Source organism: Aeromonas sp. 130281 (genome assembly GCF_056642115.1).
In genome coordinates, this window is the sequence record NZ_JBWVQS010000008.1 from 63,619 (window position 1) to 80,267 (window position 16,649).

10 protein-coding genes and 4 tRNA genes are annotated in these 16,649 nt (G+C 62.6%); 7 read left to right on the forward strand and 7 right to left on the reverse strand.

Annotation, left to right across the window (positions count from 1 at the left end; translation table 11 throughout):
* Nucleotides 1–111: 111 nt before the first annotated feature.
* The 5 genes from gorA to AC1IN8_RS18025 form a co-directional block, all read right to left on the reverse strand.
* On the reverse strand, nt 112–1,461 hold the full coding sequence (gorA, locus tag AC1IN8_RS18005) for a glutathione-disulfide reductase (protein WP_479759970.1): 1,350 nt from the start codon (nt 1,459–1,461) through the stop codon (nt 112–114).
* Between the two features lie 76 nt (nt 1,462–1,537).
* Nucleotides 1,538–3,496, reverse strand: a complete 1,959-nt coding sequence (locus tag AC1IN8_RS18010; protein ID WP_139437098.1) for an ATP-binding protein — start codon at nt 3,494–3,496, stop codon at nt 1,538–1,540.
* Between the two features lie 121 nt (nt 3,497–3,617).
* Nucleotides 3,618–6,698 carry a multidrug efflux RND transporter permease subunit gene (locus AC1IN8_RS18015; protein ID WP_202047983.1) on the reverse strand — a complete coding sequence of 1,027 codons (3,081 nt, stop codon included), beginning with the start codon at nt 6,696–6,698 and terminating at the stop codon, nt 3,618–3,620.
* Between the two features lie 15 nt (nt 6,699–6,713).
* Nucleotides 6,714–7,820 carry an efflux RND transporter periplasmic adaptor subunit gene (locus AC1IN8_RS18020; protein ID WP_479759972.1) on the reverse strand — a complete coding sequence of 369 codons (1,107 nt, stop codon included), beginning with the start codon at nt 7,818–7,820 and terminating at the stop codon, nt 6,714–6,716.
* Nucleotides 7,817–8,407: a TetR/AcrR family transcriptional regulator gene (locus tag AC1IN8_RS18025; protein ID WP_139437092.1), complete on the reverse strand. Its 591-nt coding sequence runs from the start codon at nt 8,405–8,407 to the stop codon at nt 7,817–7,819. The genes AC1IN8_RS18020 and AC1IN8_RS18025 overlap by 4 nt, the downstream gene beginning before the upstream one ends.
* A gap of 258 nt (nt 8,408–8,665) precedes the next feature.
* Between AC1IN8_RS18025 and AC1IN8_RS18030 the strand changes: the two genes are divergently transcribed.
* The 5 genes from AC1IN8_RS18030 to AC1IN8_RS18050 all read left to right on the forward strand — a co-directional run bounded on the left by AC1IN8_RS18030 (nt 8,666) and on the right by AC1IN8_RS18050 (nt 9,788).
* A tRNA-Arg gene (locus AC1IN8_RS18030) sits at nt 8,666–8,742 on the forward strand.
* 48 nt (nt 8,743–8,790) lie between these two features.
* A tRNA-His gene (locus AC1IN8_RS18035) sits at nt 8,791–8,866 on the forward strand.
* Between the two features lie 20 nt (nt 8,867–8,886).
* Nucleotides 8,887–8,972, forward strand: a tRNA-Leu gene (locus AC1IN8_RS18040).
* 58 nt (nt 8,973–9,030) lie between these two features.
* Nucleotides 9,031–9,107 (forward strand) — tRNA-Pro (locus AC1IN8_RS18045).
* A 177-nt stretch (nt 9,108–9,284) separates the two neighbouring features.
* On the forward strand, nt 9,285–9,788 hold the full coding sequence (locus tag AC1IN8_RS18050) for an RICIN domain-containing protein (protein ID WP_479759974.1): 504 nt from the start codon (nt 9,285–9,287) through the stop codon (nt 9,786–9,788).
* Here the strand turns inward: AC1IN8_RS18050 and pyk are convergent.
* Nucleotides 9,778–11,256 (reverse strand): pyruvate kinase, encoded by a 1,479-nt coding sequence (gene pyk, locus AC1IN8_RS18055; RefSeq protein ID WP_479759976.1) that lies wholly within the window; start codon nt 11,254–11,256, stop codon nt 9,778–9,780. The genes AC1IN8_RS18050 and pyk overlap by 11 nt on opposite strands.
* A gap of 71 nt (nt 11,257–11,327) precedes the next feature.
* Nucleotides 11,328–12,665, reverse strand: coding sequence for an MFS transporter (locus tag AC1IN8_RS18060; RefSeq protein ID WP_139437088.1), 1,338 nt, complete (start codon nt 12,663–12,665; stop codon nt 11,328–11,330).
* A 343-nt stretch (nt 12,666–13,008) separates the two neighbouring features.
* Between AC1IN8_RS18060 and AC1IN8_RS18065 the strand changes: the two genes are divergently transcribed.
* The gene (locus AC1IN8_RS18065) at nt 13,009–14,235 is read left to right on the forward strand and encodes an ABC transporter substrate-binding protein (RefSeq protein WP_479760015.1); all 1,227 of its coding nucleotides are present in this window, start codon (nt 13,009–13,011) and stop codon (nt 14,233–14,235) included.
* Nucleotides 14,232–16,646, forward strand: coding sequence for an ATP-binding protein (locus tag AC1IN8_RS18070; RefSeq protein WP_479759978.1), 2,415 nt, complete (start codon nt 14,232–14,234; stop codon nt 16,644–16,646). Before AC1IN8_RS18065 ends, AC1IN8_RS18070 begins: the two co-directional genes overlap by 4 nt.
* Nucleotides 16,647–16,649: the final 3 nt, after the last annotated feature.

Sequence of the window (16,649 nt, forward strand, 5' to 3'; positions counted from 1 at the left end):
TGTCTCCCTGTTCCCCAGCCTCAGCGCATGGTGACAAACTCTTCCGCGCTGGTGGGGTGGGAAGGGGCAACGCAGTTGTCGGTTTGAGCTTTGTCTCCCTGTTCCCCAGCCTCAACGCATGGTGACAAACTCTTCCGCGCTGGTCGGATGGATGGCGACGCAGTTGTCGAAGTCCGCCTTGGTGGCCCCCATCTTCATGGCGACGCCAAAGCCCTGCAGTATCTCGTCCATCGCAAAGCCGATGCCGTGCAGGCCGACCACCTTCTCCTCCGGGCCGACGCAGACCAGCTTCATCCGGGTGGGCTGGCGATGCTGGGTCAGGGCCGAATACATGGCGGTGAACTGGCTGCGGTAGACCTTGACCTGATCTTCACCGTATTCGGCGATGGCTTCCGGCTCGGTCAGACCTATGGTGCCGATGGGCGGGTGGCTGAACACCACGGTCGGCACCAGATCGTAGTTGAGGTGCTCGCTCGGCTTGTTGTTGAACAGCCGCTCCGAGAGGCGACGGCCGGCCGCGACGGCCACCGGGGTGAGCTGGATGCGGCCGGTGTTGTCACCCACCGCATAGAGGTTGGCGACGGCGGTGTTCTGGAACGTGTCGGTGGGAATGAAGCCCTTCTCGTCCAGGGTGATGCCGGTGGCGGCCAGATTGAGGTTGTCGGTGGCCGGCACGCGGCCGATGGCCCAGATCAGGCAGTCCACCGTGAGGTGGCGACCATCTTCCAGTTGCAGGGTCAGGCTGTTGTCAGCGTTCTTGAGCACGGCTTTGGGTACGGCGTGGGTGTGCAGCCTGGGCCCTTCCTGGGCCATGATCTCCACCAGGGTCTCGTGGATCATGGGGTCGAAGTTGCGCAGCGGCGCATGCTTGCGCACCACCAGATGGGTCTCGGAGCCAAGCGCCTGCATCACGCCGGCGATCTCGACCGCGATATAGCCGGCACCGACCACGGCGACCCGCTTGGGCTGGCTTTGCAGATCGAAGAAGCCGTCGGAGTCGATGCCGAGTTCGGCGCCCGGTATGGTCGGGACCTCGGGGCGGCCACCGGTGGCGATCAGTATGTGATCGGCGCTGTACTGCTCGCCATCAACCTCGATGGTGTTGCTGCTGACGAAACGGGCGAAGCCCTTGATGACGGTGATCTGGTTCTTGCCCAGCACGTTCTCGTAGGACTTGTGGATGCGGCCAATATAGGCCTGACGGGACTCGACCAGCCTGGCCCAGCTGAAGTGATTGAGGGTGGTGTCGAAGCCGTAGTCGGCCCCGTATCTCAGGGCATCGGCGATCTGGCCGGCATACCACATGGCCTTCTTCGGCACGCAGCCGACGTTGACGCAGGTACCCCCCAGCTCTTTGGCTTCAATCAGGGCGACTTTCTTGCCATACATGGCAGCCCGGTTGGCCGAGGCGATGCCGCCGCTGCCGCCGCCGATGGCGATATAGTCAAAATGCTGTGCCATTGCGAGGTTCTCCGCTCGTTAAGAATGCAATCACAGCATGATGGGGACAAAGTGGCCGGCTCACAAGAGCCGGCGTTCAGTTCTGCCGGATCGGCAGGCGGATATGGAACTGGGCACCCTGGCCAGGTTCGCTGGCGCAATGGATGCGGCCGCGCAGCAGTTGCACCACCAGGTTGTAGATGATGTGGGTGCCGAGCCCGCTGCCACCCTGGCCCCGCTTGGAGGTGACGAAGGGATCGAAGATGCGCGGCAGTATCTCCGGGGGGATGCCGCGACCGTTGTCGCTGTAGTCGATGACCAGCTCGTCACCCTGCTGCTCCACCCTGATGGTGATCTTCTTGGGCCTGTCCCAGCCGTCGAAACCGTGATGGATGGAGTTGAGGATCAGGTTGGAATAGATCTGGGTGAAGCTGCCGGGGAAGGAGTAGATGGCCAGCTTGGGATCGCATTGAATGTCGACCTCGCACTGGGCCTTCTTCAGCTTGTAGCCGAGGGAGACCACCACCTGATGCAGGTTGTCGGCGAGGCTGAAGTTGTAGCGCGCCTCGGACGACTGATCCACCGCCACCTGCTTGAAGCTGGCGATGAGCTCCGAGGCCCGCCTCAGGTTGCCCTGCAGCAGTTGCATCGACTCATCGAGGTTCTGGGTGAACTCGTTGAGATAGGTGCGCGACAGCTGCTTGGCCTCGAGGTGCTGCTTGAAGTCGGCCACCCGCTCCTGCAGATAGGAGGAGGCCGTGACGCTGATGCCGATGGGGGTGTTGATCTCGTGGGCCACGCCGGCCACCAGCGAACCCAGGGAGGCCATCTTCTCCGACTCCACCAGAGTCTGCTGCGCCTGTTTCAGATCGTCATAGGCCTTGCCCAGCTGGTCGTTGGCATCGCTCAGGCTGCGGGTACGCTCCGCCACCTTGCCTTCCAGCTGTTCGTTGAACAGTATGATTTCCCGCTCCACCTTCTTGAGGGGGGTGATGTCGTAACCGAAGCCAATCAGATACTTGAGATTCGGCCCCTCGTAGAAGGGGGCGAAGGTCCACTGCAGGACGAGTTCGCTGCCCTGCTGGTCATGCATGGTGATCTCCCTGTCCTCGAGGGAGCCCTGATCCGCCAGGGTGGCCGCCAGCTCGGCCCGCTGCTCCTCGCTGACGAAGAGATCCAGCCAGTTGTGCTGCAGCAACTCCTCGTGGTGATAGCCGGTGAGCAGTATGGCGGCCGGGTTGATGCTGGCGATGTTGAGATCCGGCTCCATGCAGCAGATGACCATGTTGGCGGAGTTGATCAGGGTGGCGGAGAAGTCCCGCTCCTGCTGGAGCTGATCCGCCGCCTGATGGCGGGCGTTGAACTCGTCGTTCAATCGGGTGCGCATCTGGTTGAGGGTGGCGGCCAGCGCATCGAACTCGTCCGGGTGCTTGCGGGGCAGGGGACGCCCTTCCAGCGTCAGCTCCACCGCCAGCCGATCCAGGCTCAGTTTCTGGGCGTAGCTGACGATGCGGTTGATATGGCGGATCACCAGGTAATAGATGATGACCAGGATGCAGAGGGAGACGACCAGGGTCTTGATGGTCTGGCTGACCAGGATCAGCACCGACTTCTCGATCAGCCGTTGGTAGACCTGATCCAGGGTGGCGGCGACGAACAGCTTGCCGACCACCTCGCCCTGATAGGTGAGGCTGAATTCGCGGGAGATGTCGTATCGCGCCTGCTCCACCCCCTGGGTCAGCAGCGGCACTTCCGAGTTGCCCAGCATCTCCTTGACCATGACGAACTGCATGTTGGGCAGGTTCATGATGCCTTCGATCTGCACCTTGACCTGCTCTTCATCCAGGTTCCACAGACTGGCGGAGATGGGCTGCAGGAAGGAGGCCTCGATCTGGTCGATGCTGGCCTCGATGACGGTGACGTCCTTGTTGTAATCCCAGGCGAGCTGCAGCACCGTGATGACCAGCGCCAGCACAGTGCTGCAGATCAGAATGTAGGAAAGCAGACGATAAGAGAGTCCGTTAAGGCCTATGGCCCTGGAGAAGATTCCTGACATGGCATCCTTGCGGTCTGGATTGCGAACGGCCTAGTTTAACTGCTTCATGGACTCATGTCGTGGGTCATGAAATGGATAAAAATAAGGCCCCTTTCGGGGCCTTGTTGCTGTTGGCTGAGGATCAATGGTTTCCTTTCGCCTTGGCCGGAATGGACTCGTCGAATTCCGGCAGCGGTTTGTGCTCCGAGGCCAGGAAGGTGTAGATCACCGGCAGCACGAACAGGGTGAACAGGGTGCCGATGGCCAGACCCGCCACGATGACGATGCCGATGCTGAAGCGCTGGGCCGCCCCCGCACCCGCCGCATAGAGCAGCGGGATCAGGCCGGCGATCATGGCCGCCGTGGTCATCAGGATGGGGCGCAGACGAACCTTGGCAGCCTGCATCACGGCCTGCATCCGGTTCATGCCGTGCAGCAGCTGCTCCTCCTTCGCCACCTCGCAGATCAGAATACCGTGCTTGGTAATCAGACCCACCAGGGTGATGAGGCCCACCTGGGAGTAGATGTTCATGGTGGCCAGGCCCCATGCCAGGGCAATCAGGGCCCCGCTGATGGCAAGGGGGACCGACACCATGATCACCAGGGGGTCACGCACCGACTCGAACTGGATCGCCAACACCAGGAAGATGATGGCCAGGGCCAGGGCGAAGGTGGCGTAGAGCGCATTGCCCTCGGTCACGAACTGGCGGGCTTCCCCCATGAAGTCGTAGCGATAGCCTTGCGGCAGCTTCTCTTCGGCGGTGGCCTTGAACCAGTTGATCGCGTCCCCCATGGCCACGCCGGGTGCCGGTACGGCGCCTATGGTGGCGGAGTTCAGCTGGTTGAAGTGGGGCAGGGCGCGGGGCTCGCCAACCACTTCAATCTTGATCAGGCTGCCCAGCGGGATCGACTTGCCGTCGGCGGCGCGCACGTAATAACCCTTGATGGACTCCGGGTTGAGACGGAATTTGCGCTCCACCTGGGGGATCACCTCGTAGGAGCGGCCATCCAGATCGATCCGGTTGACGTAGCCGTCCGCCATCATGGTGCCCATGGTGATGCCGATGTCCTGCATGGTGATGCCGTAGGCACCCGCCTTGTCCTTGTCGATGCTGATCTTCATGGTGGCCGAGTCGTAGTTCAGATCGAGATCCGAATAGACGAACTGGCCGTTGGCCTGGGTTGCCGCCAGCATCTCACCCGCGATCAGGAACAGGCTCTCGAAGCTGTTCGGGGTGGTGATGACGAACTGGATGGGCAGACCGCTGGAGGCACCTGGCAGTTCGGGGAACTGGAAGGTGGTGATGGCCATCCCGGGGATGTCCTTCACCAGACCGGCTACTCGATCCAGCACCTCTTTCTGGCTCGCCTCACGCTGGCTCCAGGGCACCATGGAGGCGATGCCGAAGGCCTGGTTGGCGTTGAACACCCCGGAGAAGACCTGGGAGTAGGCGATCTCGGGCTGGTCATCCAGCACCTTGTTCACGTCCGCCATGGTGTTCTCGATGTAGTCCAGGTTGGCATTGGACGGTGCCGTCCCCAGCACGGCCATGACCCCCTTGTCCTCGGACGGGGCCAGCTCGCTCGGGATGAACTTGAACAGCAGCGGCAGGCTGCCGAACACGATGACGGCGAACAGGATGACCACGATGCGGCGCTGCATGACCGCATGCAGCATGCTGTCGTAGCGGGCCGTCATCCGATCCAGCAGGTGATGCACTGTGCTCTCGAACTTGCCTGGCTGTTCGTTGGCCTTGAGCATCTTGGAGCACATCATGGGCGACAGGGTCAGCGCTATGATGCCGGAGACGAACACGGCCCCCGCCAGGGTCAGGGCGAACTCCTTGAACAGGGAGCCTGTGATGCCTCCCATCAGGGCGATAGGCGCATATACCGCAGCCAGGGTCACCGTCATGGCGATGACGGGCACGGCGATCTCCCGGGTCCCTATGATGGCGGCCCGGAACGGTTCTTCCCCCTCCTTGATGTGTCGGTCGACGTTCTCCAGCACCACGATGGCGTCATCCACCACCAGACCGATGGCGAGCACCATGGCGAGCAGTGTCATCAGGTTTATCGAGAAACCGAACATGTCCATCATCATCACCACGCCGATGAGACTCAGCGGGATTGTGATGATCGGGATGATGACCGCCCGGAAGGAGCCGAGGAACAGGGTGATGACCACCAGTACGATGGCGGCCGCTTCCAGTATGGTCTTGATGACCTCGTTGATGGACTCGTTGATGGCGATGGTGGAGTCATACAGGATGTTGACCTGCATGGTGCTCGGCATGTTGCTCTTCAGGCTCGGCAGCAGCTCCAGCACATCGTGGGCGATGTTGATGGGGTTGGCGGTCGGCGCGGCATTGATGGCAAGTACCACGGCCTCGCGGCCGTTGGCGCTGGCGCGATAGATGTCGTGGCTCTTCTCCAGCGACACCTTGGCAATGTCGGAGAGACGGATCACCTTGCCATCCCGGGTCGCCACCACCAGACGCTTGAGCTCATCGGTATTGCTGACCTGGGTCTCGGCATTGCCGTTGAACAGGGTGAAATAGCCGGTGGCCTGACCGGTGGCCGACTGATAGTTGTTGCTGTTGAGCACAGTCATCACGTCGCTGGAGGTCAGGTCGAAGGCGGCCATCTTGGCCGGATCCAGCCACACCCGCAGGGCAAACTCGACCCCGCCGTAGAGGTCAACCTTGGATACCCCGCCCACGGTGAACAGCTGGGGCTTGATGACCCGCTCCAGGTAGTCGGTGATCTGGCTGGAGTTGAGCTCGGGGCTGGTGAAGCCCATGTAGAGCACCGCAGTGGTGGAGCCCGTGGAGGAGGTGACCGAGGGGTCTTCCGCCTCTTTGGGCAACTGGGAGCGCACCGAGTTGACCTTGGCCAGGATGTCGGACAGCGCGGCGTTCGGATCGGTGTTCAGCTTCATGTAGGCCGTCACCGTGGAGCTGCCCAGCTGGCTGGAGGAGGTCATGAAGTCGATGTTGTCGGCTTGCGCGACCGCCTGCTCCAGCGGCTGGGTGATGAAGCCCTGGATCAGATCCGAGCTGGCGCCATAGTAGCTGGTGTTGACCGTGATGACGGTGTTGATCACCTCGGGATATTCCCGCACCTGCATCTTGAAGATGGCCTGGAAGCCCAGCAGGGCTATCAGGAAGCTGAGCGAGATCGCCAGCACCGGCCGTTTTATGAATATGTCAGTAAATCGCATCGCAGATCTCCGCGCTTACAGCATCGGGGTTTGTGCCGGAACGGCAAGGGCATCATTCTCGACCACGTGCACCTTGGTATCGTTGCTCAGGCGAACCTGACCCGACAGCACGATTTGATCGCCAGCCTTGATGCCGGACAACACATGGACATCATTGCCGCGACGCTCACCCGCCTTGACCACCACCTGCTTGGCGCGTTTCACTCCGTCTGCCTCGTGAATGACGTAGACGTTCTCGCCATAGAGGGTGAAGGAGATGGCAGACTGCGGGATCACGATCTGGTCTTTCACCGTGGGCAGTATGATGCTGGCGCGGGCGAACATGCCGGAGCGCAGCTGGCCGCCGTTGTTCGGGATGTTGGCTTGCACCTGGATCAGGCCGCTCTGGTAGTTGACCGCCGGCTCGATGGCGGTGATCTGACCGTCAAACTGGGTCTGGGGATAGGCATCCACGTTGATCTTGACGGTCTGGCCGAGGGAAATCTTGGAGATGTCGGTCTGGGGCACGGTGAAGCGCAGGCGCATCACGCTGGTGTCTTCCAGTCGCACTATCTCGGTACCGGGTTCCAGATACTGGCCGAGGAAGACGTTGCGCAGACCCACGACGCCACCGAAGGGGGCGCGGACTTCGCGGCGGGCTATGGTGCCCTTCAGGCTCTCGATGTCCGCTTCCAGTGAACGGTAACTCGCTTCGGCGTCATCCAACTGATCCCGGGAGATGGAGTTCTTCTGGTACAGGTTCTGGTAGCGCTCGAACTTGGCACGAGCCGCAGGCAGCCTGGCCCGGGAGGAGTTCAGGTTGGCCTTCTCCACGCTGGAGTCCAGGCTCAGCAGCAGTTGATCCGCCTTGACCTGAGCCCCGGATTCGAAACTGATGTTGTCTATGGTGCCAGCCAGTTCACTGGAAAGGGTGACCCCCTGGTTGGGCTCGATGAAGCCGATCGCCTCTATGGTGGGGACCCAGTCCTGCGCCTTGGTCACCATGGCGGTCACCGGGAACTCGGGCTCGGGTCGATTGGTCATGAACTCTGCAATCTTCTTCTGCTTGAACATATTGAAGCCGATGACACTGCCGAACAGGGCGAGTGCTATCAGCAACATGATGGCCATCCACTTTTTCATGAACAGGCTCCTGTGATGGAATAATTAGGGTTTAAAATGGCATTCCAGCTGGCCCGGATGACCGTTTCCAACTGTTCTTGCGTCAACTCAAATTCGTGAGCCTGGCGTTGTTGTACCAGGTTGACCACGCTGCTCAGACTCAGGGCCTCCAGCACCAGAACGGGCAAATCGATGAACAGACCCTGCTGGCGTCCCTGTTCGAAGAAACGCTCAAGTGGGGCCCATGTCGCCATTATGACCGGATCCCTCTCCAATTCAGCCCCCAATGGAGAACTTTCGTACTGCAATTTGCATTTAAGTACATTGGGGTGGCTGGCAAAGAGGGCGTCGATATTGAGCCAGAGGCGTCGATACTGCCGATAGGACACCTCTTCTATCTGCACATCTTCCATGACCAAGGGATGACACTTGAGAATGGTGTGCTGATAAAGCTGGCGGACAAGATCATCCTTGTCGCTGAAGTAGCGATAGATGGTGCCTGCCGCTACCTTGGCTTTCTTGGCAACCGCGGCAATGGAAAGGCCGTAGAAGCCCTGCTCGCCGAGGATTTCGTGCGCTGCCTCGAAAATCCGTTCTTTCTTATCCATGATGATCAGGCTTTGGCGAGTGAATGAACGTTCATTCATTCTAGGTGGAGAAGAAAGCAAGTCAAGGGATGCCGGCCACTTTACTGTCAGAAGAGGATCCAAAAGTGGGCCGAGTGAGGACGTTTTTGGCCGAACGTCTGAAGAAGAGGCATAAAAGTGTACGAAAAGATTGAAAAACAGACACTTGAATCATGGAGATAAAAAAAGAGTAGACAAGGTGGGCGCCATCATCAATAATGCGCCCCGTTCGACAGCGTAGCGCCCGTAGCTCAGCTGGATAGAGCGCTGCCCTCCGGAGGCAGAGGTCACAGGTTCGAATCCTGTCGGGCGCACCATCAAGTGCGCCAGTTAAGCGGGCGTTGTTGTGGAACAAAACAGCTGTGGTGGCTGTAGCTCAGTTGGTAGAGTCCCGGATTGTGATTCCGGTTGTCGTGGGTTCGAGCCCCATCAGCCACCCCATTTTACAGCTTGTCAGGTATGCGAAGGTGGCGGAATTGGTAGACGCGCTAGCTTCAGGTGTTAGTGCCCCCCGGGTGTGAGGGTTCGAGTCCCTCTCTTCGCACCATACTTGCTGTATGACGAAGATGACCACATGGTCATCTTTGTATTTTGGATATACCCATCGGTGATTAGCGCAGCCCGGTAGCGCATCTGGTTTGGGACCAGAGGGTCAAAGGTTCGAATCCTTTATCACCGACCACATTCTGAAAACCTCGCTTCGGCGGGGTTTTTGCTTTTCTGCGTGTCCGTCGCGCCTCTGTCACCTCTTCTTACATTTCTGCTGGCGCCTGTTCGCCTCGAGTTCGTTATGCTTGGCCGGGAGCCACCCGAAGAGTGGACACCCGCGACCCATTCAGACACAGGCCTATGCACCATCATGCCCCTTCACATCCGATTGTTCGCCCTGATGGCACTGCTGCTCGGCGGCTGTGCCTTGCAGCCGAGACCAGAGAACCTTCTGCTGGGGGCCGCCCCCAGGTCAACGGCGGAGCCCCCGGCCACCCTGGTGACCGACGGCGGCTTCTGCGTGGCCCTGGGCGAGCAGGGCAGCCTGCTCACCCAGCCTTGCGATCAGAGCCCACGCCAGCTGTTCAGCTGGGATGCGGGGGCCTTGCAGCTGGCGCAGGGTTGCCTGATCGCCAGGGGGAAGGACGGCCTCGCCGTGGGAGAGTGCCAGGACGACAGCCGTCAATGGCAGTGGCAGGGGGATAGACTGTTCAACCGGCAGGTTTCACTCTGCCTGGATGTGGCTGGTCGCCGCCACAGAGCCGCGGTGCCGCTGCGGCTGGCCGAGTGCTACGGTGGTGCCAATCAGAGCTTCACCTGGACGCCGACCGGCAGCCTGCTGGATCGCCTTGGGCTGCCTGGCCTCAGCGGATGAGGCTGTCCCTCGACTCCTGACGGGATCCGCGCTGGACCGCGGGCAGGGGCACCAGACGCCAGACATCCTCGGGACCGGCCCCTTCCAGTGCATCCAGCCGGCTGATGAGCAGGGTCTGGATGCCGTGCAGTTGATCCGCCCGTTGCAGCGTCTCGACCAGGGGGCAGTGGAGGTGCCGGGGTGACTCGTCCAGATAGTGGAACGGTCTGACCCCCCGCAGTATGGTCATCTGGTTGAGCAGTGGTTGATCATCTGAGAGCGCCCAGATGGGCCCCTGGTGCGCGCCGCGGGAGATGGCGGTGACGGCCTGGCCCCCCTTGGTCAGGATGGCGATGCCGCAGGTGTTGTCCAGGCCGAGGCTGGATGTCAGGGTGGTCAGCGCCCTGTGATGACCGGCTTGCACCTGGGGTGTGCTGCCCTGAAGCCAGGGTGGCTGCCCGCCGCCCCCGTCCTGCTCGGCCCCCAGGGTGATGCGGGCCATGGCCTCCACCGCCTCGACGGGAAAGTGGCCGGCGGCCGACTCGGCCGAGAGCATGACGGCATCGGTCCCGTCCAGCACGGCGTTGGCCACATCCAGCACCTCGGCCCGGGTCGGCATGGGGCTGGCGAGCATGGACTCCATCATCTGGGTCGCCGTGATCACCGGCCGACCGAGCAAGCGGCAACGCTGGATCAGTGTCTTCTGCACGCCGGGCAGCCTGGCATCCCCAATTTCGACCCCGAGATCTCCTCTGGCCACCATGATGATGTCGGCGGCATGAATGATCTCGTCCATGGCCTCGATGGAGGCGACCACCTCGGCCCGCTCCACCTTGGCGATGATGGCCGCCCTGCTGCCGGTGGCGCGGATCAGCTGGCGAGCCTCCTGCAAGTCCGCCGCGCTGCGGGGGAAGGAGACGGCCACGAAGTCGGCGTCAATCTGCCGGGCAAGGAGAATGTCGGCCCTGTCCTTGTCGGTCAGGGCCGGTGCGCTCAGGCCACCGCCGAGCACATTGATCCCCTTGCGACTGGACAGGGTACCGCCGACCAGCACCCGGGTGTGCACCTCGGTCCCCGCAATCCGCTCCACCCTGAACTGCAGGCGACCGTCATCGAGCAGCAGTATGTTGCCGACCCCGACCTCCGCCACCAGTGCCGGATAGTCGAGCCCGACTCTCTCTTGGTTGCCCTGTGCGGGATCCAGATCTGCGTCCAGGATGAAGCCGTCTCCCGGCTTCAGCTGAATGCTGCCCGCCGCCAGGCTGGCGATCCGGATCTTGGGGCCCTGCAGGTCGGCCAGTATGCCGATGTGCAGCCCGAGCCGGCTGGCGACCTCGCGGATCCGCCCTGCGACTTGCCTGTGCTGCTCGTGGCTGCCGTGGGAGAAGTTGAGGCGAAAGACATTGGCGCCCGCGAGCAGCAACTTCTCCACCATCTCGCAGGAGGAGCTGGCCGGGCCCAGGGTGGCGATAATCTTGGTTTTACGCATGGGGTGACTCTCTTGGGTAGTGCAGGAAACAAAAAAGGTGGTCAAGCGACCACCTTTTTTGCGAGCAGGCATCAGTAGTTGACGACTTTCTTGGCATTCCACACCGTCATGGCGAGCAGCATGGAGACCACAGAGGCTCCGAGCCAGAAGTACTGGGCACTGCTGAAGTCATAGTGGGTGACTCCGTCGACCACGCTGGTCTCGATCAGGGCGGCGGAGACCAGCTCCTGGCCGGAGGCGGCGATGTAGGAGCACAGACCGATGAAGCCCTTCACCGCCCCCACTGCCGTCTTGGGCATCAGGTCGCAGGCGGTCAGGCCGGCCAGGAACACCACCAGACCCCCGATGGAGTAGCCGATCAGGGAGAGGGCGACGGCATCCATCATGCGGCTCTGGGGGCCCCAGAACATCAGGCACATGCCGGCGATGTTGGCCAGGCCGTACAGCAGGGTCGGAATGTGGCGGTTGGCGTTGAACAGCTTGTCGGAGATGACCCCGGCCAGGATGGCGCCGATGAAACCGGCGATGGGGTAGGCGGACATGGCGAAGCCGGCATCGATCAGGCTGTAACCCTTCTGCTCCTGCAGATAGAGCACGGCCCAAGAGCTCATGGCATAGCGGGACATGTACATGCAGGCGCAGGCGGCGGCGATGAGCCAGACCACCGGCTGCTTGAGAATGAACAGCTGGGCGCGGCGGATCTCGGCCGGCTCGACCTTCTTGGCGATCTCGGGCTCTTCGCCGAAGGCGACGGCAGGCTCCGGCAGGGCATAGGTCTGCGGGCGATCCTTCAGGACCAGGTACATCAGGATGGCGGCGATACCGGAGGCGATGCCGGCGCCGATGAAGCCGGCCTGCCAGCCGAAGTAGCTGACGACGGTGGCGGTCAGGATCCAGGAGATGCCTTCACCTATGTTGCGCGAACCGCCCCAGATGGAATAGACGGAGCCGCGCTGCTTGGGGGAGAACCACTGGAAGATGGAGACGCAGGAGGGGGCCGAGCCGATGGACTGGAACCAGCCGTTCAGGCCCCACATCAGCACCAGGAAGAAGGTGGCTGTGTTCATGCCCATCAGGATGGTGCAGACCGCGGAGGCGCCCAGGGCGACCGACATGAAGCGGCCTATGTTGGCGTAATCCGACAGGAAGCCGTTGGAGAACTTGCCGACCGCATAGGTGAACAGGAAGGCGGAACCTATCACCCCCAGCTCGTCCAGGGTGACTATGCCGGCATCCAGCAGGGGCTTCTTGACCACGTTAAGGCTCATGCGAACCACGTAGAACATGGCGTAGCCCAGTACCAGACCCAGGAAGACCTGCCACTGATACTTGCGATAGATGGATCTTATCTTGTCCGGCGAGGCGTCCATGACCGGTAGGTCGGCTCGCGTCTTGAAGAAGTTGAACATGTTGTGCTCCGTGAAGGTGGGTAGCGGAAGTGCAGAGAGGCTCTGACTGTCGCCGCCATCTTAGGGAGCCTGTTCGGACCCTTACAAAACGCGCTTTTCGGGTCAGTTGTGACTCAAGGGGCCGCTTTCCTGAGTCAGAAATGGCAGCTTTCGTCTGGCCCGCCCATGCGGGATCAAAGACAATAAGCCAGGAGGAGGAGGGGGAATGAGTCAGATCCGGCCCATGGCCCCGGCCGGGTGTTTTTGACCGGATCTCGAATCTTTGATCGTTCGCACACATTCGATGACCACGGGGAGTCAGCCAGCCGTTATGCGTACCCATTGCCGACTGCTATCCATCTTGATGCTGATCTGTGGCGGACTCTGCAACGGGGCCGGTGCCGCCTCGCTGACGGTGCTGACCTCCTTCTCCGAGAGCCCGGTCAGGGCCATGGTGGCGGGGTTCACCGAGGCCAACCCCGGGGTCATGGTCGAGGTGATCTACAGGCGCACCTTGCCCGCCCTGCGGCTGCTGACCCAGGCCGACGGGGCCCCGGTGGACGTGGTGCTCTCCTCGTCCCCCACCTTCTTCCACTCGCTGGACAGGGCGGGCCTGCTGACAGAATTGCCGATCAAGAGCCGGGCCCCCGCCTGGTTGAGCCCGCATACCATGGGGCTGGAGGAGAAGGTGGCCGTGGTCGGCTATTCCGGCATCGGCATCATGTACAACAGGCGCTATCTGGAAAAATACCGGCTGCCGGTGCCAACCAGCTGGCAGAGCCTGGCCGACCCCGCCTTCATGGGCCATGTGATGATGAGCTCCCCCTCCCAGTCCGGCACCACGCACATGATGGTGGAGAGCATACTGCAGCAATATGGCTGGCAGCAGGGCTGGGCCATGCTGATGCAGATCGGCGGCAACCTGTCCGCCATCACGGCCCGCAGCTTCGGGGTCAGCGACGGCATCAGCCGCGGGCTGGCGGGGGCTGGCCTGGTGATCGAGAGCTACGCCCGCACCAGCAAGGCCCGCTTCGATTACATCGGCTTCACCCCCCTGCCACAGGCGGCCATATTGCCGACCTACCTGGCGGTGACCCGCAGCAGCCGGCAATCGGCGCTGGCCGGTCACTTCATCGATTACCTGCTCTCCGCCGAGGGGCAGGCCATAGTCGGCACCTCGGAGATGGCCAAGGTGACGCTCACCGAGCCGAAGCTGGCGCAGCAGACCGAGTTCGTGATCGACAAGGCGCTGCTCTATGGTCGTGCCAACCTGTTGAAGGCGCTGTTCGATCAGACCATCACCCAGCAGTTGCCCAAGTTGCGACTCACCTGGCAGGGCCTCGCCGAGGCGGAGGCCGGAGGGGATGTCGAGCGGGCCGCCCTGCTGGCCAAGGCGAGGGCCCTGGCCAGCACGCCCCCCCTGAGCGAGGCGGAGGCGCGGGAGCCGGCCACCCTGGCGCTGTTTGATGCCATCTACGAGCAGGACAGGCCCAATCCCCAGGCCGAGCGTCTGCAACATCGGTGGCGTCAGCTCACCCGGGACAATCTGGCGGCCGCCATGGTGCTGGTGGAACAGGCGGCCAAACCGTGAGGCGCTGGCGGCTGCGCTGGCCCGGTACCCTGGGGCGGCGGCTCAGGCTCTCCTTCGTGGCCATCCTTGTCCTGGCCCTGGCCATGGGGGGCACGGCCTATGTGATGTGGGACAGGCTGGGCCGCCAGGTGGGGCTGATCGTCGAGGAGAGTCTGCCGGCCATCGATGATGCCTACCGGCTGGAACGGGCCAGCTCCCGCCTGCTGCTGCAACTGGCCCAGCTCAGGGACGCACCCACCCTGGGGGATTTCCAGCGGCTCTCCCGCCAGGTATCGGTGACCCTGCGGCAGATGCGCCAATCCGCCCTCTCCAGCAGCCCGGACAACCGGGAAACCCCCAGCCAGCGCCAGGCCTTCGCCGAGCTCGGCGAGCGGGTCGAACGCCACGCCGGCTACCTGCGCCAGCAGCTGGATCATCAGGAGATGCTGAGCCAGATGCGAAAGCGCAGCGCCTGGCTGCACCAGGATCTGGTCGAGGAGGTAGCCCCCCTGCTGCAGGAGGTGGAGTGGCACCTGACCGGCATGGTGGCGAACCAGGAGCAGCGGGAGACCCTGGCTGAGGTGATCAAGGAGTTCTCCGCCCTGCAGGATCTGACCTTCAAGGAGAACGAGCTGCAGGGCCTGGTGGAGGAGGTGATAGCGCAGCGTTATCAGCAGGATCTGGAGAGCGCCTTCCTGTTTATCGGCTACAAGATCGACGAGATCGACGGCCTGACGGCCCGTCTCGCCGATTACCCCTCGACGGTGAGCTATCGCCAGATCCTCGAAGAGATAGTCACCCTGGTCAAACCCGGCGGCCAGCTGCAACAGCTGCTTGCCGCCGACGTGCGGACTCATCAACGGCTGGAGGCGCTGCGCCCCCAGCTGGATGAATCCGTCTCCCGCTACCATGCCAGGGTGAGCCGGGTGGTGACCGAGGCCAACCAGGCGCTGCGCACCCTGAGCCATGACAGCCATCGCATGGTGGCCACCGGCAAGACGGTGATCCTGGTGGGGCTGAGCCTCTCTGTGCTGATCGGGGGCCTGGTGCTGGTGGTGCTGATCGGGCGGCGGCTGATCCGGCGCCTGGACATCCTGGGTCAGGATCTGGCCAGGGTCGCCGCCGGGCAGCTGGATCAACCGATCCGCACCCTGGGGCGGGACGAGATTGGCCGCCTGGGGGAGAGCCTGCGCAGCTTCTGCGAGCAGTTGCAGCAGATGGAGAAGAGCAATGCCCTCAACCTCATCAACAACACCCAGGCCTCCCTCATCACCTGTCATCAGGACGGGACCATAGAGTCAGTCAACCCGAGTGCCCTGACCCTGTTCCAGCAGAGCTCCATCGCGCCGGAGCAGCCGCTGTGGCAGCTGTTCCCCGGCGAGGGCTGCGCCGTGCTGGCGGCCCAGTTCCAGCCCGATCAGCCGTTGCAGCGCTTCGGCAGCAGCGAATGCACCCTGGCCATCGAGCTGGCGGGGCAGATACGCTACCTGCACTTCAACTTCCGCCGCTTCGAGCAGGCCAGACGATCCAAGTTCATCATCACCATCACGGATGTGACCCGCCAGGAGCTGACCGCCCGGGAGCTGGGGCTGCTGGTGGCGGAGCGTACCCGGGAGCTGACCGAGAACAACCGGCGGTTGGCCGAGGAGGTGACCCAGCGGGAGCAGGCCCAGCGCAACCTGCTGCAGACCCAGGACGAGCTGATCCAGGCGGCCAAGATGGCGGTGGTCGGCCAGGCCATGACCAGCCTGGCCCATGAGCTCAATCAGCCGCTGTCGGCCATGATGACCTACCTCTACACCAGCCGGATGGCGCTGGCGACCGGGGAGAGCCAGCGGCTCGGCCAGGAGCTGGACAAGATAGAGCGGCTCGCTCAGCGGATGAACCGCATCATCACGGCGCTGCGCAACTTTGCCCGCAAGTCGCCACAGCTCGACGCCCTCTGCCGGCTGGATCTGCACGAGCTGGCGGAACAGTCCCTGCTGCTGGTGGAGAACCGCGCCAGGCGCGAGGCTTGCCAGCTGCACAACGAGCTGCCCCCCGGGCTCTGGATCCAGGGCGACCCCGGTCTGGTGGAGCAGGTGCTGGTCAACCTGCTGGTGAACGGCCTCGATGCCATCGCCGGGCGGGAGTCGCGCCAGCTGCGGCTGATACTGCTCGAGCGGGGGAGTGCGCGGGTGCGCATCGCCCTGTGTGACAGTGGCCCCGGTTTCGCCGAGGCCATACTGCCCAGTCTGTTTACCCCCTTCACCAGCTCCAAGGAGGTGGGGCTGGGACTGGGGCTGACCATCTGCCGCTCCCTGCTGGCGCGCTGCGCCGGTGAAATAGGGCTGGCCTCTGCCCTGGAGGGCGGTGCCATGGTGGTGCTGGAGTTTACCGTCGACCCATCGGCGCTGCCGATGACGTCTGCCTATGATGACGCGCGGGAGTGAGAA

Bases quoted from the DNA above. Each gene is read 5' to 3' on its own strand.
- AC1IN8_RS18060 (WP_139437088.1), bottom strand. From the start codon at position 12,665: ATGTTCAACTTCTTCAAGACGCGAGCCGACCTACCGGTCATGGACGCC.
- AC1IN8_RS18050 (WP_479759974.1), top strand. From the start codon at position 9,285: ATGCCCCTTCACATCCGATTGTTCGCCCTGATGGCACTGCTGCTCGGC.
- AC1IN8_RS18020 (WP_479759972.1), bottom strand. From the start codon at position 7,820: ATGAAAAAGTGGATGGCCATCATGTTGCTGATAGCACTCGCCCTGTTC.
- AC1IN8_RS18015 (WP_202047983.1), bottom strand. From the start codon at position 6,698: ATGCGATTTACTGACATATTCATAAAACGGCCGGTGCTGGCGATCTCG.
- AC1IN8_RS18010 (WP_139437098.1), bottom strand. From the start codon at position 3,496: ATGTCAGGAATCTTCTCCAGGGCCATAGGCCTTAACGGACTCTCTTAT.
- pyk (WP_479759976.1), bottom strand. From the start codon at position 11,256: ATGCGTAAAACCAAGATTATCGCCACCCTGGGCCCGGCCAGCTCCTCC.
- gorA (WP_479759970.1), bottom strand. From the start codon at position 1,461: ATGGCACAGCATTTTGACTATATCGCCATCGGCGGCGGCAGCGGCGGC.
- AC1IN8_RS18025 (WP_139437092.1), bottom strand. From the start codon at position 8,407: ATGGATAAGAAAGAACGGATTTTCGAGGCAGCGCACGAAATCCTCGGC.
- AC1IN8_RS18065 (WP_479760015.1), top strand. From the start codon at position 13,009: ATGCTGATCTGTGGCGGACTCTGCAACGGGGCCGGTGCCGCCTCGCTG.